The 18,399-nt window shown below is 36.5% G+C and carries 22 protein-coding genes and 1 pseudogene; 13 read left to right on the forward strand and 10 right to left on the reverse strand.

What is annotated here, in order from left to right:
* Window positions 1-2 precede the first annotated feature (2 nt).
* Together yppF and OLD84_RS07230 are read right to left on the reverse strand one after the other, a co-directional pair.
* Complete coding sequence (yppF, locus tag OLD84_RS07225; protein ID WP_209462234.1) at window positions 3-188, reverse strand: YppF family protein; 186 nt, start codon at window positions 186-188, stop codon at window positions 3-5.
* Between the two features lie 312 nt (window positions 189-500).
* On the reverse strand, window positions 501-1,361 hold the full coding sequence (locus OLD84_RS07230; protein WP_209462235.1) for a DegV family protein: 861 nt from the start codon (window positions 1,359-1,361) through the stop codon (window positions 501-503).
* A 149-nt stretch (window positions 1,362-1,510) separates the two neighbouring features.
* Here OLD84_RS07230 and OLD84_RS07235 point away from each other — a divergent pair, with 149 nt between their 5' ends.
* Window positions 1,511-2,353 (forward strand): YitT family protein, encoded by an 843-nt coding sequence (locus tag OLD84_RS07235; RefSeq protein WP_209462236.1) that lies wholly within the window; start codon window positions 1,511-1,513, stop codon window positions 2,351-2,353.
* A gap of 112 nt (window positions 2,354-2,465) precedes the next feature.
* Here OLD84_RS07235 and OLD84_RS07240 read toward each other — a convergent pair whose 3' ends face one another.
* The 4 genes from OLD84_RS07240 to OLD84_RS07255 form a co-directional block, all read right to left on the reverse strand.
* Window positions 2,466-2,729, reverse strand: a complete 264-nt coding sequence (locus OLD84_RS07240) for a NifU N-terminal domain-containing protein (protein ID WP_209462237.1) — start codon at window positions 2,727-2,729, stop codon at window positions 2,466-2,468.
* Between the two features lie 180 nt (window positions 2,730-2,909).
* Window positions 2,910-3,104 (reverse strand): DUF3813 family protein, encoded by a 195-nt coding sequence (locus OLD84_RS07245; protein ID WP_209462238.1) that lies wholly within the window; start codon window positions 3,102-3,104, stop codon window positions 2,910-2,912.
* Window positions 3,105-3,254: a hypothetical protein gene (locus OLD84_RS07250; RefSeq protein ID WP_209462239.1), complete on the reverse strand. Its 150-nt coding sequence runs from the start codon at window positions 3,252-3,254 to the stop codon at window positions 3,105-3,107.
* Between the two features lie 160 nt (window positions 3,255-3,414).
* Window positions 3,415-4,227, reverse strand: a complete 813-nt coding sequence (locus OLD84_RS07255; protein WP_209462240.1) for a Cof-type HAD-IIB family hydrolase — start codon at window positions 4,225-4,227, stop codon at window positions 3,415-3,417.
* Window positions 4,228-4,357: 130 nt separating this feature from the next.
* On the opposite strand from OLD84_RS07255, the gene OLD84_RS07260 reads away from it, so the two are divergent.
* Both OLD84_RS07260 and OLD84_RS07265 read left to right on the forward strand, forming a co-directional pair.
* The gene (locus tag OLD84_RS07260; protein ID WP_209462241.1) at window positions 4,358-5,119 is read left to right on the forward strand and encodes an alpha/beta fold hydrolase; all 762 of its coding nucleotides are present in this window, start codon (window positions 4,358-4,360) and stop codon (window positions 5,117-5,119) included.
* Between the two features lie 137 nt (window positions 5,120-5,256).
* A complete protein-coding gene (locus OLD84_RS07265) occupies window positions 5,257-5,568 on the forward strand; it encodes a metal-sulfur cluster assembly factor (protein ID WP_209462242.1) in 312 nt (103 codons plus the stop codon).
* A 112-nt stretch (window positions 5,569-5,680) separates the two neighbouring features.
* Here the strand turns inward: OLD84_RS07265 and OLD84_RS07270 are convergent, their stop codons facing one another.
* On the reverse strand, window positions 5,681-6,373 hold the full coding sequence (locus tag OLD84_RS07270; protein WP_209462243.1) for a Crp/Fnr family transcriptional regulator: 693 nt from the start codon (window positions 6,371-6,373) through the stop codon (window positions 5,681-5,683).
* 168 nt (window positions 6,374-6,541) lie between these two features.
* Between OLD84_RS07270 and OLD84_RS07275 the strand changes: the two are divergent.
* A pseudogene (locus tag OLD84_RS07275) lies at window positions 6,542-6,670 on the forward strand (DUF2249 domain-containing protein); the annotation flags it as partial.
* Window positions 6,671-6,885: 215 nt separating this feature from the next.
* The gene (locus tag OLD84_RS07280) at window positions 6,886-8,016 is read left to right on the forward strand and encodes a TIGR04053 family radical SAM/SPASM domain-containing protein (RefSeq protein WP_209462244.1); all 1,131 of its coding nucleotides are present in this window, start codon (window positions 6,886-6,888) and stop codon (window positions 8,014-8,016) included.
* Between the two features lie 156 nt (window positions 8,017-8,172).
* Here the strand turns inward: OLD84_RS07280 and OLD84_RS07285 are convergent, their stop codons facing one another.
* Window positions 8,173-8,985: an undecaprenyl-diphosphate phosphatase gene (locus OLD84_RS07285; protein ID WP_209462379.1), complete on the reverse strand. Its 813-nt coding sequence runs from the start codon at window positions 8,983-8,985 to the stop codon at window positions 8,173-8,175.
* Between the two features lie 105 nt (window positions 8,986-9,090).
* On the opposite strand from OLD84_RS07285, the gene OLD84_RS07290 reads away from it, so the two are divergent.
* A complete protein-coding gene (locus tag OLD84_RS07290) occupies window positions 9,091-9,444 on the forward strand; it encodes a hypothetical protein (RefSeq protein WP_209462245.1) in 354 nt (117 codons plus the stop codon).
* 65 nt (window positions 9,445-9,509) lie between these two features.
* On the opposite strand, the gene OLD84_RS07295 is transcribed toward OLD84_RS07290, so the two are convergent.
* Window positions 9,510-9,689, reverse strand: a complete 180-nt coding sequence (locus OLD84_RS07295; RefSeq protein ID WP_209462246.1) for a YjzD family protein — start codon at window positions 9,687-9,689, stop codon at window positions 9,510-9,512.
* Between the two features lie 145 nt (window positions 9,690-9,834).
* On the opposite strand from OLD84_RS07295, the gene OLD84_RS07300 reads away from it, so the two are divergent.
* From OLD84_RS07300 to OLD84_RS07325, 6 genes are all read left to right on the forward strand, one after another.
* On the forward strand, window positions 9,835-10,428 hold the full coding sequence (locus OLD84_RS07300) for a hypothetical protein (protein WP_209462247.1): 594 nt from the start codon (window positions 9,835-9,837) through the stop codon (window positions 10,426-10,428).
* Window positions 10,429-10,511: 83 nt separating this feature from the next.
* The gene (locus OLD84_RS07305; RefSeq protein ID WP_245301487.1) at window positions 10,512-11,486 is read left to right on the forward strand and encodes a BMP family ABC transporter substrate-binding protein; all 975 of its coding nucleotides are present in this window, start codon (window positions 10,512-10,514) and stop codon (window positions 11,484-11,486) included.
* Window positions 11,487-11,594: 108 nt separating this feature from the next.
* Entirely contained in the window at window positions 11,595-12,533 is a 939-nt protein-coding gene (locus tag OLD84_RS07310) for a beta-ketoacyl-ACP synthase III (RefSeq protein WP_209462248.1), read from the forward strand.
* A 30-nt stretch (window positions 12,534-12,563) separates the two neighbouring features.
* Window positions 12,564-13,805 carry a beta-ketoacyl-ACP synthase II gene (gene fabF, locus OLD84_RS07315; protein WP_209462249.1) on the forward strand — a complete coding sequence of 414 codons (1,242 nt, stop codon included), beginning with the start codon at window positions 12,564-12,566 and terminating at the stop codon, window positions 13,803-13,805.
* Between the two features lie 565 nt (window positions 13,806-14,370).
* Complete coding sequence (locus tag OLD84_RS07320) at window positions 14,371-14,580, forward strand: YuzI family membrane protein (protein WP_209462381.1); 210 nt, start codon at window positions 14,371-14,373, stop codon at window positions 14,578-14,580.
* A 192-nt stretch (window positions 14,581-14,772) separates the two neighbouring features.
* A complete protein-coding gene (locus OLD84_RS07325) occupies window positions 14,773-15,534 on the forward strand; it encodes a YjbA family protein (protein ID WP_209462250.1) in 762 nt (253 codons plus the stop codon).
* Window positions 15,535-15,579: 45 nt separating this feature from the next.
* On the opposite strand, the gene trpS is transcribed toward OLD84_RS07325, so the two are convergent.
* Window positions 15,580-16,575, reverse strand: coding sequence for a tryptophan--tRNA ligase (gene trpS, locus OLD84_RS07330; protein ID WP_209462251.1), 996 nt, complete (start codon window positions 16,573-16,575; stop codon window positions 15,580-15,582).
* Window positions 16,576-17,098: 523 nt separating this feature from the next.
* Between trpS and OLD84_RS07335 the strand changes: the two genes are divergently transcribed.
* A complete protein-coding gene (locus tag OLD84_RS07335; RefSeq protein WP_209462252.1) occupies window positions 17,099-18,307 on the forward strand; it encodes a putative glycoside hydrolase in 1,209 nt (402 codons plus the stop codon).
* Window positions 18,308-18,399: the final 92 nt, after the last annotated feature.

An 18,399-nucleotide genomic window follows, 5' to 3' on the forward strand; every position in this document is an offset into this window, starting at 1 on the left:
TATCAAGCATATTCATGTGCTGATATTGCGCCTTTTTCACGTAGGCAGTGGTAGATCCTTTGGTAATAATTAATGTTAATATCACCAGTAATATATTTGTTCTGATAAAAATCCAGTAAGTCGTTTGTTGTCTTAGGTGATCGTTTTTTTTCTTGTTCGTATGCGTCCATTATTTCATTCATTAGCATGCTAATCCCCCTCAAAATAGTCTTCGTACAACCTTTTTAAGAAATATATGATAGTGCGCTCCTCATTATACCTATTATTTATTTTTAGAGGGTGGTTATGTTTGATAGACAAGGTAATTAGATGGAGAATGATGGTAGAATGGAATAAAGTGTTTAGTTTATATCAATTAAAGGAAGCATATACATATTCCTCGCTCGTATATAGAATTGTGAATTTTTGTTCGCAGATAGGAAAGTAAATGATGGATCCGCGAAGCGGAGCCATGTTGGTTTCCTATCTGCTAGGAAAAAACGTGAATCAGTATTGGTTACTTATTTATTAGGTTTATTAAGGAAAAAAAGTGCGATTGTTCCAGGACCTGCATGGGCACCGATGACCGATCCTACCATTTCAATAACGACTTCCTTGGGATTGAACTTTTCTTTGATCATTTCGGCTAATTGTTCAGCTCTTTCGACGTCATCACCATGGCTAATACCAATGGTTTGATTTTGGAAGTCAGTACCTCGGTCTTGCATGATTTCAAGCATTCTAGGAAATAGTTTTTTTGATCCTCTAACTTTTTCAAGTGGAACTAGTTTTCCATTCTCGACATGGAGGATCGGTTTGATTTTTAATAGTGTACCAACGAATGCTGCCGTTTTACTTACACGTCCGCCACGGAGCAGATATTCTAAATCATCCACGGTGAAAATATGTTCCATATGTTCTGCTTGATAGGTTGCTGCTTCGATAATTTCATCGGTGCTAGCACCATTTTTGGCTAGCTTGGCAACATGTAGAACGACTAAACCATAGCCAATGGAGGCGCATTTTGAGTCGATTACATGTAAGGGTGCATCAGGAAATTCATCTTTAACTTCAGTCTCCATTAATTTTGCCGTTTGATAGGTGCCAGATAATTCAGATGAGAAAGCTACGTATACTAATGGTTGATTTTCTTGAGCATAGGATGTAAAAATAGCTTTAAAGGTTTCTGGAGATACTTGTGATGTTTTTGTGCCTTTTCCTTCCCTCATCGCATCATAAACCGTTTTTGGATTAATATCTATTACATCTTTATATTCTTTTTCATTCAAATGAACAGTTAAAGGTACCATTTCGATGTCATATTCGTTATAATGATCCTTTGATAAATCACTTGCAGAGTCAGCTAGAATTTTAGTATTCATTTTTTCACCTACATTCATAATTTTATTCGTATTTCTTTTAGTTTAAAGCTATGGGCTAGGATAGTCAAAGTATATTTAATCAATTTTAATAATAGTATAAAATACTTTGATTAATTAATAATATTTACATATAGAACAAGGAGGACCCTATGTTTATTTTTGAGTCAAAACGGATTGCGATTGTTATATTTGGCGCCATATTGAATGCCATGTCACTCAATTTCTTTCTAATCGGTGCTAACGTATACGCTAGTGGTTTTACAGGGGCAGCCCAGCTAACAGCTAGTGTATTTAATGATTTCTTAGGAATAGGGATTACAACAGGTATACTATTGTTTCTATTTAACGTTCCTGTACTTTTACTAGGCTGGTTCAAGGTAGGAAAAGGTTTTACTGTTTATAGTCTTATTTCTGTTCTCTTTACCACTTTAGCATTGGAGTTCATTCCAATAATTGCATTTTCAGAGGATATTATTTTAAATGCAGTTTTTGGTGGTGTACTTGCTGGTGCTGGTGTTGGACTCACCTTAAAATTAGGTGCATCAACTGGTGGTATGGATATTGTTGCCATGCTATTATCCAGAATGAAAGACAAACCAATTGGAAATTATTTTTTAATGTTAAATGCTGTTATCATAGCTTTTGCTGGGATGTTTTATGAGCCAGAAAATGCGCTTTATACATTATTAACGTTATACGTAACAACACGTGTTATCGATGCACTTCATACAAGACATGATAAACTTACTGCAATGATCGTTACACATAAAGCAGTGGAATTGCAGCATGAAATTCATAAGACCATGGTTCGAGGTATCACCATTTTACCTGCAAAAGGTGCTTATACGAATACAGATCAAAACATGTTGTATCTTGTCATAACCCGTTATGAATTATATGACCTGGAACGTATTATTGGTGAAGTTGATCCAAAAGCTTTTACAAACATTGTTCAAACAACTGGTATATTTGGCGTCTTTCGAAAAGATTAAAAAAAGTAAGTTTAAATGAAAAAAGAAAGAGGCCAGACTGGATATGCTCAGCTTGGCCTCTTCTTGTTTCTTATTTTATAATCAGGCAAGTTGCGAGCCTGAAGTTATGTACTTAATACCCGTGCTTATCCATAACTTCTGTAACTTTAGGTGATACATTGTCCCATTCAGCGTCAAATTGCTTATTTATTGTAATGAAATTCTGGTAGCCAAAAACGTTGTCGACACCGTCAAGCTGCATCAATTCATTCATGATTTCATGCTCACTAGTGTCTCCAGGCATAACAGAAATGCTGTTTGTACCTTCGAAAATCAATTTATCAGATGTGAACTTTAATGCATTTGGATTTGGGGTAGCTTCAACATGAACTGCCATAATGTAAACCTCCTCATATAAGTATCATCCTTATAATATCAGAAATGCATAAAAGAAAAAAGGAATTATGTATATAATTGAACTACCCTCATATTAAAGTATGAGGGTAGTTCATTTGCTTTAAGGTAAATCCTCTTCATCACAAGAATGAATTGGTAATTACTATAGCAAAAGAAAAGGTTAGCTTAACTGATTTTGTTGCTTCAGTTGTTGCTCCAGTTGTTGTAATTTTTGTTGTTCTTCGGGAGTTGCACCATCGTAAGCAGATTGAATTGCATTTTGAGCAGCTTGCTTATCTTGTTGGTTAGTATTTTCATTACCATTTCGAAATGCATTCACAGCGTCTTTTGCTTGTTGAAATAGGTTATTTGCCAACTAAAACCCTCCTACAGTATGATTGTCGGCTTCCTCACGTTTTCGCTCTTTATCCGAGAAACGAGATCTGTAAGGAAATCGTTCGTCATGTTTTTTTACAGAATCAGCGCTTTGTTGACTAAATCGTTTTGACTTACTCTGTTTTCCCATGATGATTCCCTCCTTGGAAAAGGCAACACAGTATGCTACATTGCAATGTGTCGTTTTCTGTACTGGAAGTTCAACAAAAAAGTGAACGTTTATAACGTTCACAAGTAGTATGGTTTTTATCGTGTAATTTTATAGATGGTAATATACGGATTAAAACGTATTATAGCTTTAAATACTCTTTCAGAAAAATGCCGATTCCATCTTGTTCATTTGTATCTGTAACATGTTTAGCAATGGATTGTAACTCGTCAATGGCATTGCCCATGGCTACACCAACACCGGCATATTCAATCATTTCCAGGTCATTGTCTTCATCGCCAAATGCAATAATTCTTTCTGCTGGGATATCATAGTAGTAAGCGACTTTTTGCAATCCAACTGCTTTATTCATGCCTTTTTTTACAATTTCAATGATGTTCCATGGTGCGCCCCATTTTCGGTGTTCGATAAGTTCAGCGTGGTAATCATTCAGATGCCTTCTTAACTGATGGATGTGATCCTCTTTTGGATGAATGAGTAAAGAAGTAGGATCTTCCTGTAAATTATGTTTTATATTGCCAATTGTAAACGGTGGATCATTTTGGGTTTCTTGAAAGATCTGAATAATTTTTTCATCGTATTGATCGAGATAAACATCATCCATTACTTCTGCCAACATGTTATGAACATTCAAGTCGAAACAAGCATCAATAATCTTGTGCGCGGTGCGCATAGGCATTGGATTATGAAGGGCATCCCATTTTTGATCGGTCGGGTGATGGAGTAGCGCCCCGTTAAAATTAACCATTGGTGTATTAAGCCCAAGATTATGGTAATAATTAATGCTGGCGCGATGTGGTCTTCCAGTTGCTATAACAATAATATGTCCTTCTTCCGCAGCTTTTAGTACGATTTGTTTTGTATAAGAACTAATCTCTTTATTATCTGTTAAAAGCGTTCCATCTAGATCTAATGCAATTAAATGTTTTTTCATTAAATTCACCTCGTATCTCAACAGTTTATAAGGGAAGTTCAGATATGTAAAGCAATGTATCAATTGACAGCTTGTTCATGAACGAAATAAAATAGATATATAAAATAACTGATAATTAGGGGACATAAAAATGATTGGAGTTTATGAGGAAAATATAAATACAATACCAGGATTAGTTGTGGTTGATACGGAAAAAGAAAATAAAGCATTACCTATCCTCACCTATTTCCATGGGTTCACAAGTTCAAAGGAAATTAATTTACCTTTAGCATACTTACTGGCTGATAAGGGATATCGCGTCGTGCTTCCAGATAGCAAATATCACGGAGAACGTGAGACAGAAATTTCATCAACTAAAATGCAAATTTCGTTTTGGGATATTGTCATGAAAAATGTTGAAGAGCTTCAAGTAATTAAAGATTACTTTGATGAAAAAGGTTTGATTTTAAATGACCGATTTGGTGTGGCTGGAACGAGTATGGGAGGTATTACGACGTCTGCAGCTCTAACGCAATATTCCTGGATTAAAGTTTCTGCCGTATTGATGGGATCACCAAAAATCGCGACATATGCCCAAACATTGGTTTCAAGCTTTAGGGAAATGGGGGAACTTCCTATTACCGAAGAAATGATTGATCAGCTATATGAACAGCTAAAACTGTATGATATATCCACACAAACAGATAAGCTAAAGGACAGGCCACTATTATTCTGGCATGGTGAAAGTGATGCTGTCGTGCCATTTGATCATTCGTATACATTTTATGAAGAAGTGAAGAAACTATATAAAAACCCGGATAACATTCAATTTTTAAAGGAAGCAAATCAAGGTCATAAAGTAAGTCGACCCGCCATTCTGGAAACGGTAAAATGGTTTGACAAGCATCTATGATGTCTTCATCTTCATTAGAAACGTAGCTTCTTAATTCTTAATTTATTAAAAGACATCCATAAGTGATTTAAATCATTTAAAAATCTGTAAAATTGTGTTTAAATGTAGGTAAGGATAATACGAGGGAGGTTAAGATAATGGATGAAGCTTTAAAAGAAAATATGATGGGTGCACTTGAGAATGTAATCGACCCAGAGTTAGGAATTGATATTGTTAACCTTGGATTAATATATGATGTAGAATTAAATGATGAAGGCTTAGCTACAGTAACCATGACGTTAACAGCAATGGGCTGTCCACTAGCAGGACACATTGAACAAGATGTCAGAGGTGCACTTGAAGATATTCCTGAAGCAAAAGATGTAGATGTTAATATTGTTTGGGATCCACCATGGGGCAAAGATAAAATGTCTCGTTATGCTAAAATTGCTTTAGGTATCCCAGATTGATTTACATTCAGAGGTAGACGTCAAAGGATGTCTACCTCATTTTTTTTTGCAGATAGGAGAGCATAAAACTAAGAATCCCCTATTAACGAGTGACTACCCAAAATTCTATTCCTTAAAATAACTCATCTTCCAGTGCATCTGTATCTAAAATCATAAAGCCAGCTTTGTCTGTGGTGAAAAAGTTGTTCTTTTTAAGATTTGTTAATGTCCGGCTTACTGTTTCGCGACTGGACCCAATCATATTTGCCAATTCTCTATTGGTAAAATGTGTGGTTAAATGAATTTTATCCTTCTCCGTTTCTTTCCCGTAACTTTTTGATAGGCGTAATAAGAGCAAAATAATTTGTTCATACGTATTCCGCAAAATCTTCTCTTCAAGGCGACTTTGTAAGTCAACAATGATATCTCCTAAAACACTTAATAACTTTACACTGATCTCTGGATGTGTAATAAGAAAGTTTTCAAAAGAATGGATTGGAATGTAGATTAAAGTAGCTTCTTCTAAAACCTCAGCATGTGCTGGATAGTCATCCTTACGAAAGAAACCTTGATGTGGAAACATGTCGCCACCTTGTAGCACATTTACAATTTGCTCTCTTCCTTGAAAGTCTGTTTTATATATTTTTATTTTTCCTTGATGGATAAAATAAACATTCGTTAATGGGTCACCTTGCATAAAAATATGGGTTTTTTGTCGATAAACTCGATTTTTAGCTAAATCAATTATTGGTTCCATCTCAAAGTCTGTCAGATCTTTGAACAATGGGAAACGTTGTAAAAGCTCTTGTATTGATTGTGATTTCATTTGGATATCCCTTTCTACTAGTCCATGTTAGTACTATTCTAACACGATGTGCTTTACATCACTTCTTTTCCGTTATTTTACATTTATAATTCACTCATAGTAAACAATATGAACAATCAGGTGGACACGTGATGAATGATATAGACTATTCCGCTACACTTCAAGCACCTATCAAACGACCATGACCCAAAACCATTGCATTATCAATTCATGATGGAAAGAGGAGAAGGTACATTTACATGGGAGTATCTTAAAGAAGGTCCGAATCTTTGGCGAGTAGCTATCGGAAAAAAATAAGGCACTACTATACCCTTGAAGACATTTTCAAGGGTTATTTTTGGCAAATTGGAAATATAAAAAATCCTATTTGTGCTAAAATCGTCACGTCCAGCTATATAATTTCCTGCTATACAGTTGTACAAACAGTAACAAAGTACAGGGAAGTGACCAATATCACTACCTCATGAAGAAGGACGTATTACAATTTAAGTAGACTTTTGAGGAGGGCTACTATGTTATCTCGCGATTATAATCAAGATCCGTTTATTGTCATTTGGGAATTGACTCGTGCTTGCCAATTAAAATGCCTGCATTGCCGTGCAGAGGCGCAACATCATCGGCATCCCTTAGAATTGACATTTGAAGAAGGTCAAAAACTAATCGATGATATATATGAAATGAATAATCCAATGCTTGTTTTTACAGGTGGAGATCCTTTAGAGCGTCAAGATGTGTTTGATATTGCTGAATATGCTGTACAAAAAGGTGTACGTGTATCGATGACACCATCAGCTACCCCGAATGTAACAAAAGAAGCAATGAAAAAAGCAAAAGATGTAGGTCTTGCCAGATGGGCATTCAGTATTGATGGTCATTGTAAGGAAGTACATGATCATTTTCGTGGTACAGAGGGGTCATTTGATTTAACAATGAATGCCATCAATTATTTAAATGAATTAGAAATGCCGTTACAAATCAATACGGTTATATCCAACTATAATTATGAGTACTTAGATGAGATGGCTGCGATGGTTGAAAAGCTTGACTGCGTATTATGGAGTGTGTTTTTCCTTGTCCCAACAGGGAGAGGGAAAGAATCGGATATGATATCACCAGCAGAGCACGAGCGCGTTCTGCGCTGGCTTTATAAATTATCGAAACGGGTGCCGTTTGATATAAAAACCACTGCGGCACAACATTACCGCCGTGTTGTTATTCAAAGTAAAATACGTGAACAAAAAGGGAAAAGCGATAAGGAAAATATATTCTATGAGGATGCATTAATGAGTGGTAAAATCGATCAAATTGATGGGCTAGGCCGTGCGCCAAAAGGGGTGAACGATGGCAATGGATTTGTATTTATTTCTCATACAGGGGATGTATTTCCAAGTGGTTTATTACCCATAAAAGCAGGAAATGTACGCCAAACACCACTGGCAACGATTTACCGAGAATCGGAAGTGTTTCAAAATTTACGCAGTCCAGATAAATATAAAGGAAAGTGTGGCGTGTGTGAGTTTCGTCATGTGTGTGGTGGTTCCAGGTCCAGAGCATATAATGTTACGGGGGACTATATGGAAAGTGAACCATATTGTGTTTACATTCCTAAAGCAATGCGCGAGGAAAGAAAGCAAAAGCAATGAATAAATAAGAAAAAACAAAAACAGCAGAATAGTTTGCTGTTTTTGTTTCTTCTATCGCAGTTTAACGGGCAGGTCGACTAAATACGGCTCGTCCCACCGAGACCAGTGTCGTAACGGCAACACTAGTACGTAACTCCCGCTGAATAAAGTTTTCCTTTATAAAAATAGGATAACCAGTATACCAACGATGAAGCAATAGATGGCGAAATATCCTAATTTTCCTTTTGCCATGATGTGAATAAACCATTTCAAAGCAAAGAATGATGCTATGATGGCAGCCATAAATGCGATCAAATAAGGAATGATCAAAGTGTCAATGTTCGGATCGTTTATAATATCCGTTATGGATAACACCGTTATTCCAAGACTGACCGGAATATAGAGGAGGAACGAAAAACGCAATGCGGTTTCCTTTTTCATCCCTACAAGCATTGCTGCAACAATGGTAGCGCCCGAGCGGCTGATTCCAGGAATTAATGCAACTGCCTGAGAGAATCCAACGATAAGTGCATCCTTAACCGTCAGTTCACCATCACTTTTTCTTCCACGTAAATTACGAATAGCCCACAGGGCAGCACCAGTAATAAGCAATGTGTATCCTACCACAGCTACCCCACTGAGTTTTTCACTAATGAAGTCCTCAAATAATAAGCCCAATATCCCCGTAGGAATTGTTGCAATGATAAGGAATAGAATAAATTGAAAATCCGCCTTTGCATCTGCTTCTTTTTTGGTCAAATAAAGGAATCCATTTTTGATTAGACGAATAATGTCATTTCGAAAAACAAGCAATACAGCGATAAGCGATCCAAAATTAACTAATATTTCAAAAGACAACCCCTCAATTTCAATTCCAAGAAGCTCTCTTAATATAACAAGATGTCCACTTGAAGAAATGGGAATTGGTTCAGAGAATCCTTGAAATAACCCTAAAAATAAATAAGATATCAACGTCCACAGATCTGTCATTATATCCAATACATTTTCACCTTCTTTATAGATATTTTCATTACATACAAGTCACCTTACACCAACGATGTGAATAGGCTAGAATGTGAGGAGGCGATGAATGAAATGAATCATGATTATCATCATATATACGAATTATGTAAAAGTCATATGCATTCTTATGTACTTGTTGAAACGGTCGATGGTTCCAAGATAGATGGTATTGTTACCGGTTTAGATGACGAGTATGTTTATATTGCAGTACCTTTGGGTGGTAGTGAGGCAACGCAGCCTAACCCTCATCAACATATGGATCGTCAATCTGGATACGGTTATGGTTATCCTGGATATGGATCACCAGGTTATGGTTATCCAGGCTACGGGCCCCCTGGTTACGGTGCGTATCCACCAAGAAGATTCCAAAGACTTATCTTACCGCTAGCTGCACTAACGGCACTAAGTGTATTGCCTTGGTATTAGTACCGTAGAATTGCCAAAAGTGAAACCCTTGCCTATCAACCCAAAAGGCAAGGGTTTCCTAACTTTTACTGTTCTTTTTTTTCTTTTAATACAAATTCTCCCAAGACAATTACGATGATTGAAAAGATAACTCCAAGAATAAGTGCCTCTGAAAGAACGAATGGTTCACCTTCCATACTTGTTAGAACATAGGATAGGACAGTACTAATTATGATAGCCCATACTATTGTCATTATGTAACGCATTATTTACACCTCATCTTCTACTTTGTATCTTTTTTTAATCTGCTATTACTTACATTTTATTAAATACATTCTCATATAGTTTAGCAAATGAATTTATAAAATTAAAGTATTTATTTACTTCTTTAAATATAAGGGGGAGATACTCATGACCATACTAGTCGATAACTGCAATCATTGGATCGGATTTCATATTGTGAATGACCTGCTTCTAGCTAATTATACAGTTAATGGGATAGGTGATGAAAATAAGAACTTATCCATGTTTTTAGGAAGAAATAGTTCGTTTGAATTTGTGGGTCCGGATGTAAAGAAAAATTATGACACAGCAATAAGCATTGGTAATCAACTAGCTAGTATTCAATCAGATCGTACATTGATTATTAATGCCATTCATGAACAGAAAGACAATGAAGTGACAATAAAGGCCCCATTACTTTTTGGGGAATGGATGCCGATGGATGAGCATGGTCTTTATAGAAATAATGAACGTATTACGTTTGATTCAAACTATTTCAAAACAGAAGCGATCTACATTAAAGATTTTACCAATGGATTATTGCAATGGTTAAAAGCGGAATATTTACCGTCCAGTATGGATGTAGAGTCGGTAAGAAACAAGGTGAAAAAGAATGTTAAACTTGAAAGTTCTATTTATATTAGTGACAATAGACCTATAGAAGAAAACTTGGAAAATGTTCTCGAACACTATCATTTGTATAAAAGCTTTCACGAATGTTAATAAAATGTAACAGGGTTATGATTTGTTGTTAATTTAGTGAATCGATATAATTGGAGTAGCTATTCGAACTTGGATTGGAGTGCATGATGCTAAAAAAAATACGGATGATACTACTAACAAGCCTTGGAATAATCATACTATCTGGATGTAGTAACTATTTTGATACGGGGAACATACAAAATGTAGGTATGCTCATGGATGGCTCCATAGATGATAATCCATGGGCGGAAAAGGGATACGAAGGGTTACAAAATATAGGTGAGATTTATGATGTAAATGTATTTTCTGAGGAACATGTAACAACAGAGCAAGAAACGATGGAAGTAGTAGATGAATTTGTGAATGATGGGGTTAATCTTATTTTTGGTCATAGCAATAGTTATGGAGGACATTTTGCAGAAATAGCTTCCACTTATCCAGATGTCCACTTTGTCTATTTTAATGGTGGATATGTTGATGAGAACGTGACAAGTTTAAATTTCAATTCACATGCTATGGGATTTTTCGCGGGTATGTTGGCTGGTAAAATGACAGAAACAGATCAAATTGGAATGATGGCTGCTTACGAATGGCAACCAGAAATTGAAGGTTTTTATGAAGGCGTGAACTATGAAAACCCCACAGCGGTTGTACAAATAGAATTTAGCAACAAATATAATGAAACAAGTACTATTCCGCAAATATATGAAAATATGCGAAATGATGAAGTAGATGTTTTTTACCCGATTGGTGATTCATTCAATCAAGCTATAATAGAGCTAGCCAAAGGTGATGACTTATATGCAATTGGCTATGTATCTGATCAATCAGAAATAGATGAACCCACTGTATTAACTAGTACCATTCAACATGTAGATTCCCTGTACGAGTTAGTAGCTCAAAAATTCCATGAAGGATCACTAGAGGGAAATATAATGGCATTTGATTTTCAGGATGATTTAGTTTCATTGGGACAATATAGTCCAGATGTCCCTGAAGCGTATCAAGAATATGTAAATGAACTGGTGGAAGAATATAAGGAAGACGGCGTATTACCAAATCAACAGGAAAGAAACTGATGCGATTAAAACATCGGTTTTTTCTTGCCTTATATAAAAATATACATTATTATTAGTACCAAGTCATAATAATTACTAATAATATTACGTATATAAGGGGATGGAAAAATGAGTGTAGGAGTATTAGGTACTGGACATTTTGTTCCACCAAAAGTAGTTACAAACAAAGACTTGGAAAAAATAGTAGATACAAATGATGAATGGATTCGAACAAGAACTGGAATAGAAGAAAGAAGAATTGCAGATGATGACACAGATTCGTCGGATATGGCTTATTTTGCTGCTGAAAATGCATTGGAAGAAGCGAATGTTAAAGCAGAAGATATCGACTTAATATTGGTTGCGACCGTTACACCTGACACGCCTTTTCCGTCCGTCTCCTGTATGTTACAGGAAAGGTTAGGCGCTAAAAAAGCTGCAGCAATGGATATAAGTGCAGCATGTACAGGTTTTATGTATGGTATGGTAACAGCTAAACAATTTGTTGAAACAAAGGTATATAAAAATGTATTGGTCATTGGAGTTGAGAAACTTTCTAAAATTACGGACTGGTCTGATCGCAATACCTGTGTATTATTCGGTGACGGGGCAGGTGCAGCTGTTATTGGTAATGTTTCAGATGATAAGGGGATCTTATCGTTTGAGTTAGGTGCAGATGGTACTGGTGGTAAACAATTATACCAGGATGAAGCGGATCACCTTCAAATGAATGGCCGGGAAGTGTTTAAATTTGCGGTGAGGCAAATGCCTGAATCGGCTGTAAATGTTATCGAAAAAGCGGACTATAATAAAGAGGATGTCGATTATTTAATACCACATCAAGCAAATATAAGGATAATGGAAGCAGCCCGAGAGCGCTTAGGAATTTCCGAAGAAAAAATGGCTACATCGATTAAAAAATATGGCAATAATTCATCTGCTTCAATTCCGATTGCCTTATCAGAGGCTGTTAAAGATGGTAAAATAAAAGATAATGATTTAATCGTACTAGTCGGGTTCGGCGGTGGTTTGACATGGGGCGCAATCGCCTTGAAGTGGGGACAATAGATCAATAATCGTAATAGGGAGGATAACCTTATGGGAGACAGAAGAGTAGTTATAACAGGGCTAGGAGCAGTGACACCAGTTGGTAATGATGTTACGACGATGTGGGAAAGTATTGTAGCAGGAAAATCAGGTGTTGATTTTGTAACAAAGGTTAATCGAGAGGAATTCCCCGCACAGATTGCCGCAGAAGTAAAAGACTTTGAACCAACAACCTATATGGAAAAGAAAGATGCAAGAAAAATGGATCCATTTGCACAGTATGCAGTAGCCGCAGCAAAAATGGCAGTGAAAGATGCTAATTTGACAATAGATGAAAGTAATGCAAATCGTGTCGGTGTCTGGATTGGTTCTGGGATTGGTGGCATGAAAACATATGAAGACCAGCATACAAAATTTAATGAAAAGGGTTATAAACGTGTGAGCCCATTTTTCGTTCCAATGATGATTCCAGATATGGCGGCAGGACAGGTGTCTATTCAATTAGGTGCAAAAGGAATTAATTCCTGTAGTGTAACGGCATGTGCTTCAGGTGCTAATTCGATAGGAGATGCTTTTAAATCCGTGCAACGTGGTGATGTTGATTACATGATTGCAGGAGGAACAGAAGCTCCGATTTCCAATATGGCATTTGCGGGTTTTTCTTCAGCAAAAGCCTTGTCTCTAAATGATGAAAATCCGAAGCAAGCAAGTCGCCCTTTTGATAAAGATCGTGATGGTTTTGTAATGGGAGAAGGTGCTGGATTATTAATCCTGGAATCACTGGAAACAGCTTTAGAGCGAGGCGCACATATTTATGGTGAAATTGTTGGATATGGTGCAACAGGTGATGCTTATCATATTACAGCCCCAGCGGAAAATGGCGAAGGAGCTGCGCGTGCCATGCAGCATGCCATGGATGATGCGGGGATTACAGCTGAAGAAGTTGATTATATTAATGCACATGGTACAAGTACAGCGCTAAATGATAAGTTTGAAACAGTAGCTATCAAAAGTGTTTTTGGAGACCATGCGTACAAGTTAGCCGTATCTTCTACAAAATCAATGACGGGACATTTACTTGGTGCTGGTGGTAGTGTTGAAGCTATTATCTCATTAAAAGCCATAATAGAAAGTACAGTACCAGCAACAATCAATTACGAAACGCCTGACCCGGATTGTGATCTTGATTACGTACCAAATGAATCAAGAAATCAAAATGTAGATGTTGTGTTGAGTAACTCTTTCGGATTTGGTGGACATAATGTTTCACTTGTATTTAAAAAGTATAAATAGGAAAGGCACATTTCGTAAGTATTGGGACTGCGCTTACTCGTCCCAATTTTTTAGAAAACATCCATAAGATAAGTTGATGAAAGAAACTGAGTTGCTGTTAACACAGCTCAGTTTCTTTTTTAGTGCATTGGAAACTATAGAATTTAAAAGCTGTGGATAACTTATACACTGGAATAGCCTCGTCCAGCTCCAGCAACTATCAAACTTCACACTCCTCCACTACGATAAAGAAGACTTACTGATTGCCAAGCCGGCAGGCGTAGGCAGAAGTAAAGTCGCACTTATACCCTTGTGGTGAAAGTCAACATCGACTCACTTCGTTCGTCGTGTTTCCTTTATCTCATTGCGGGGTGGAAGTTCAACTAAAACCGCCACTTTGCGTGGCAACGTTGAACCACCCGCGATGCGCGGGCGCAGTTTGTACGTTGCTAAACGGGCGCTTGCGCTTTTGTTCGTGGAAAGATATCTACTACATCCCCCGTAAAATATAAACATCCATTCATTTTATTAATTGTACAAGCATAAAATAGAATAATAGATATGGACAAGCGGGGACGGGATAATGATGGTATATATATTTTTGTTTTTAACAGGTTTTGGAATTGCTGTTTCAGGTGGCGTGACAATTATTGCATACATGAATTTTCTACCGGCTGGCCTATCATGGATGGAGTATTTTACATTTATAGCGAACCGAATTGAATGTTATTTCTTGCCAATTGGAATATTAATCATGGTATTTGTAATATACCGAATGCCTAAAAATTTTTTCTGAAGAACTCATGAAAAAGACTTATTTGTAGAAGAAAAACATATTATTCAAGAAATTATGTTTCAACCCTGTAAACAGACTAGTAAAACGTGGGCGACCTTTAAATAACCGCTTAATTTTTACTTCATTCGAATATTTTTTTAACATGATGGTCATAATGTATCCTAAGTTGAGTTCAAAAAGTGAGGGTTGTTTATGTTATATTTGCATGATGTTTGGGTGAATTGGTTTGAAGGAGAAGAAAACGGTTATAGCGTCTGTTATTTTCATGAATGGCGCAAATCCGACAAGATTGAGTTGCTGGATCAGGTACCACTTTTGTACATAACAGATGACTTATTTGATTATATTGAAAATGATATGGATGATCTGCCAATAGCGATGCTCGATACGATTTATCGGCGTGCGTATAGCCGTAAAGGACAAGAAAGGTCCGTATTAGACTATGCATGCGTTATTACGGATGGGAAAGAGATACTGGCTGTTGACACAATTGGCTATCAAGTTCCAATTCGTAAGAGCAGGTTAATACCTAGGCAGGAACAGCTCGTATTCGATATGATTGAAAATAAGAAACCTCAATCGTTTAAATTCAATGGCGCTGCTTATGAAAAAGAATACCATATGCTATCAATGGCACCAGAATTGGTTTTTGGTTTAACGAGAAGGGAACGTCAATTGAAGCATTTGCTAATGATGGGGCTTGATCAGTTAAGAACAGCGAATAACCTGAAAGAGTTAAGGTATTGGCTCACAGAATGGGATCCAAAAAATTATCCATTCATTCGATTTATGGATGAAGACAAAGTGTGGGACGCACTGTATAGTGGTGTGAAACAAGGGTGGAGCGTAGCACATGAAGAATTATGTGCGAAACTAATTAAGGGACAGCCCTTCCTTGAAAAGATCTACGAGACGGAAAACAACCAGGAAAAAAATACATCGACACAAAAATAATGAAACAAAAAGTAAATGCAGCGAGGCTAATTAGCCTCGCTGCATTTACTTTTTCTTAATAACTCGTCCGAGTCCCATAGCTTTTTTAGCTTTTGCAACTGTTTTATTTGCAGTTATCGTTGCTTTTTCTGTACCTTGATCTAAAATATCATCTAATTCTTGAGAATCAATTAGCGCATCATATTTATCCTGAATTGGTTTTAAAACATCAATGACAGCATTTGCTACACCTTGCTTAAACTCACCATACCCCTTATCCTTATATTTTAATTCGAGGGACTCTACAGATTCTCCTGTACAACTTGAGTAAATAGTCAATAGGTTTGTAACTCCAGGCTTATTCTCCTTATCGAATTCAACAATGCCGTCTGAATCAGTAACAGCACTTTTTATCTTTTTTTCAATCTTTTTCGGTTCATCTAGCATGGATATAAAGCCTTTCTCATGTTCATCTGATTTACTCATCTTTTTAGTTGGATCCTGCAGCGACATAATACGTGCCCCAACTTTTGGAATTCGTATCTCTGGAAGGGTGAAAATGTCATTGAATTTATGGTTGAAACGCTGGGCTAAATTCCTTGTAAGTTCCAAATGTTGTTTTTGATCATCCCCAACAGGTACTATGTCTGTTTTGTAAAGAAGGATGTCAGCAGCCATTAAGGAAGGATAAGTTAATAAGCCTGATGACACTGTTTCCTTACCAGTTGCTTTATCTTTGAATTGCGTCATTCTTTCCAATTCGCCGATATAACTAATCGACTGGAGCATCCAGCCCAATTGCGTATGTGCAGGTACCTCTGATTGGATAAACAACGTCGATTTCTTAGGATCTATTCCTGATGCTAAGTATAATGCAGCGAGTGATCGAATGTTATTTCTTAATTTTAGACGATCTTGAGGTACTGTAACGGCGTGCTCATCAACAATACAAAAGTAACACTGGTAATCGTCCTGTAATTGGACAAATTGCTGCATGGCACCTAAGTAATTTCCAATTGTCAATGTACCACTCGGCTGAATGCCTGAAAAGATAGTTTTCATTTTATTTTCACTCCATTTATTTGATTTTTATTTTGAAAAAAGCGGCAGATTAGACTGATGTGAGACTTTGTTTATTATATAGTTTAGCCATAAACGTATAAAAAAAGCCCATTTATCCCTTGCCCAGGGACGAATGAACCGCGGTGCCAGCCTAATTACCCTTACAATATGTAAGATCACTTTACATTAAAAATAGCTCGAAAGTCCAATTCCGGTAAACATTGTTACTTGTTTTCACACACAAGCTCTCTGTAATAGAATGTTCAATCATGGAACATACTACAGTTATCAATGGGCAAAGCACTTTATCTTTATCGTCAAAATATCGCAGTTGGGCAGTAAATCCCCACTGAATGAAGTTTTACTTTATACAAATGTCTTTTAATTATATAAGAAGGGTTTACAATAAAGCAAGCAATAAAATTAGAAATAAAAAATTCGACAAAATATTAAATTTTTCGTTCAAATACTTGTCCATTTGCTATATAATAGATTTAAAATAAGAATTGGAGATTGATAGTCTATGGGTAAAAAGCAGCTGACAATTTTTACATTCATAAGCATTCTCCTGCTAAGTATTAGTTTACCGATAAGCAGTAGTGGAGATGAAGTACAAGCAGCTAGTGTACATGAAGAAAGACACACGAACATTCAACTAATGGATACGAATAAAAACATACAACGCTTTACATATGATTCAGGCTATGATTTTGAGTATCCTGATGCAGTCAGGGGAATTTATGTAACAGGTAACTCGGCAGGAGGGGATCGCTTTGAAACCCTTTTGGATTTAATTGAAACCACAGAGTTAAATACAATGGTAATTGATATTAAAGAAGATAATGGAAATTTAACTTTTATGCCTGAGGAAGGGTCTCCTTATGAAGACATCGCAAAGAATTTCATTGATGATCCAGAAGCAATGATGGAAGTACTGGAAGAAAATAATATATACCCAATCGCCCGTATTGTTGTCTTTAAGGATAATGTATTAGCGCAGGAGCGCCCTGATTTATCATTTACTCAAGGTGGAGAAGTATGGGTAAATAATAAAGAGGAAGCATTTGTAAATCCATTTGAGAAAGAAGTATGGGAATATAATTTGGATATTGCGAGAATGGCTGTAGAGATGGGCTTTCAAGAAATTCAATTCGATTACGTACGTTTCCCTGAAGGGTTTGAAACGCGAGATGAAGACCTTCAATATTCACTGGGAGACTATGAGGATTCGGAGAAAGATAACGTTAAGAACCGCGTTGAAGCAGTGACTGATTTTGTTAAATATTCCAGAGAAGAGTTAGCAGAATATAATGTGGATGTATCTGTAGATATCTTCGGCTATGCTGCTACGGTTGAAGAAACACCAGGTATTGGTCAGAATTTCTCGGAAATATCAGAGAATGTAGATGTTATTTCTTCGATGATTTATCCAAGTCACTGGACCTCCTATTTTGGTATAGAGAACCCCGATGAGGAACCGTATCAGGTTGTAACTGAATACGCTAAAGTTGAAAATGAATTATTAGATGGTCTGGATGAAGCACCTGTTTCAAGGCCATGGTTACAGGATTTTGAAGCACCATGGCTATACAGCGGCGCTACAAAACAATATGGAAAAGAAGAAATTGAAGCCCAAATTAAAGGGCTATATGAAAATGGAATTGATGAATTCTTGTTATGGAATTCAGGAAATGTTTATACAGAAGACGTGGACTACATGATTGGAAAATAATTAGGAAACCTTATAAAAAAAGCAGATCCCTTCTAAAATGAAAGGGATCTGCTTTTTTTGGTTGAAAATGAATGTATTTGGACACTATATAA

Source organism: Virgibacillus natechei, assembly GCF_026013645.1.
Taxonomy (GTDB): domain Bacteria; phylum Bacillota; class Bacilli; order Bacillales; family Amphibacillaceae; genus Virgibacillus_L; species Virgibacillus_L natechei.

Bases quoted from the DNA above. Each gene is read 5' to 3' on its own strand.
- yppF (WP_209462234.1), bottom strand. From the start codon at position 188: ATGCTAATGAATGAAATAATGGACGCATACGAACAAGAAAAAAAACGA.
- OLD84_RS07230 (WP_209462235.1), bottom strand. From the start codon at position 1,361: ATGAATACTAAAATTCTAGCTGACTCTGCAAGTGATTTATCAAAGGAT.
- OLD84_RS07235 (WP_209462236.1), top strand. From the start codon at position 1,511: ATGTTTATTTTTGAGTCAAAACGGATTGCGATTGTTATATTTGGCGCC.
- OLD84_RS07240 (WP_209462237.1), bottom strand. From the start codon at position 2,729: ATGGCAGTTCATGTTGAAGCTACCCCAAATCCAAATGCATTAAAGTTC.
- OLD84_RS07250 (WP_209462239.1), bottom strand. From the start codon at position 3,254: ATGGGAAAACAGAGTAAGTCAAAACGATTTAGTCAACAAAGCGCTGAT.
- OLD84_RS07255 (WP_209462240.1), bottom strand. From the start codon at position 4,227: ATGAAAAAACATTTAATTGCATTAGATCTAGATGGAACGCTTTTAACA.
- OLD84_RS07260 (WP_209462241.1), top strand. From the start codon at position 4,358: ATGATTGGAGTTTATGAGGAAAATATAAATACAATACCAGGATTAGTT.
- OLD84_RS07265 (WP_209462242.1), top strand. From the start codon at position 5,257: ATGGATGAAGCTTTAAAAGAAAATATGATGGGTGCACTTGAGAATGTA.
- OLD84_RS07270 (WP_209462243.1), bottom strand. From the start codon at position 6,373: ATGAAATCACAATCAATACAAGAGCTTTTACAACGTTTCCCATTGTTC.
- OLD84_RS07280 (WP_209462244.1), top strand. From the start codon at position 6,886: ATGTTATCTCGCGATTATAATCAAGATCCGTTTATTGTCATTTGGGAA.
- OLD84_RS07285 (WP_209462379.1), bottom strand. From the start codon at position 8,985: ATGACAGATCTGTGGACGTTGATATCTTATTTATTTTTAGGGTTATTT.
- OLD84_RS07290 (WP_209462245.1), top strand. From the start codon at position 9,091: ATGAATCATGATTATCATCATATATACGAATTATGTAAAAGTCATATG.
- OLD84_RS07295 (WP_209462246.1), bottom strand. From the start codon at position 9,689: ATGCGTTACATAATGACAATAGTATGGGCTATCATAATTAGTACTGTC.
- OLD84_RS07300 (WP_209462247.1), top strand. From the start codon at position 9,835: ATGACCATACTAGTCGATAACTGCAATCATTGGATCGGATTTCATATT.
- OLD84_RS07305 (WP_245301487.1), top strand. From the start codon at position 10,512: ATGATGCTAAAAAAAATACGGATGATACTACTAACAAGCCTTGGAATA.
- OLD84_RS07310 (WP_209462248.1), top strand. From the start codon at position 11,595: ATGAGTGTAGGAGTATTAGGTACTGGACATTTTGTTCCACCAAAAGTA.
- fabF (WP_209462249.1), top strand. From the start codon at position 12,564: ATGGGAGACAGAAGAGTAGTTATAACAGGGCTAGGAGCAGTGACACCA.
- OLD84_RS07320 (WP_209462381.1), top strand. From the start codon at position 14,371: ATGGTATATATATTTTTGTTTTTAACAGGTTTTGGAATTGCTGTTTCA.
- OLD84_RS07325 (WP_209462250.1), top strand. From the start codon at position 14,773: ATGTTATATTTGCATGATGTTTGGGTGAATTGGTTTGAAGGAGAAGAA.
- trpS (WP_209462251.1), bottom strand. From the start codon at position 16,575: ATGAAAACTATCTTTTCAGGCATTCAGCCGAGTGGTACATTGACAATT.
- OLD84_RS07335 (WP_209462252.1), top strand. From the start codon at position 17,099: ATGGGTAAAAAGCAGCTGACAATTTTTACATTCATAAGCATTCTCCTG.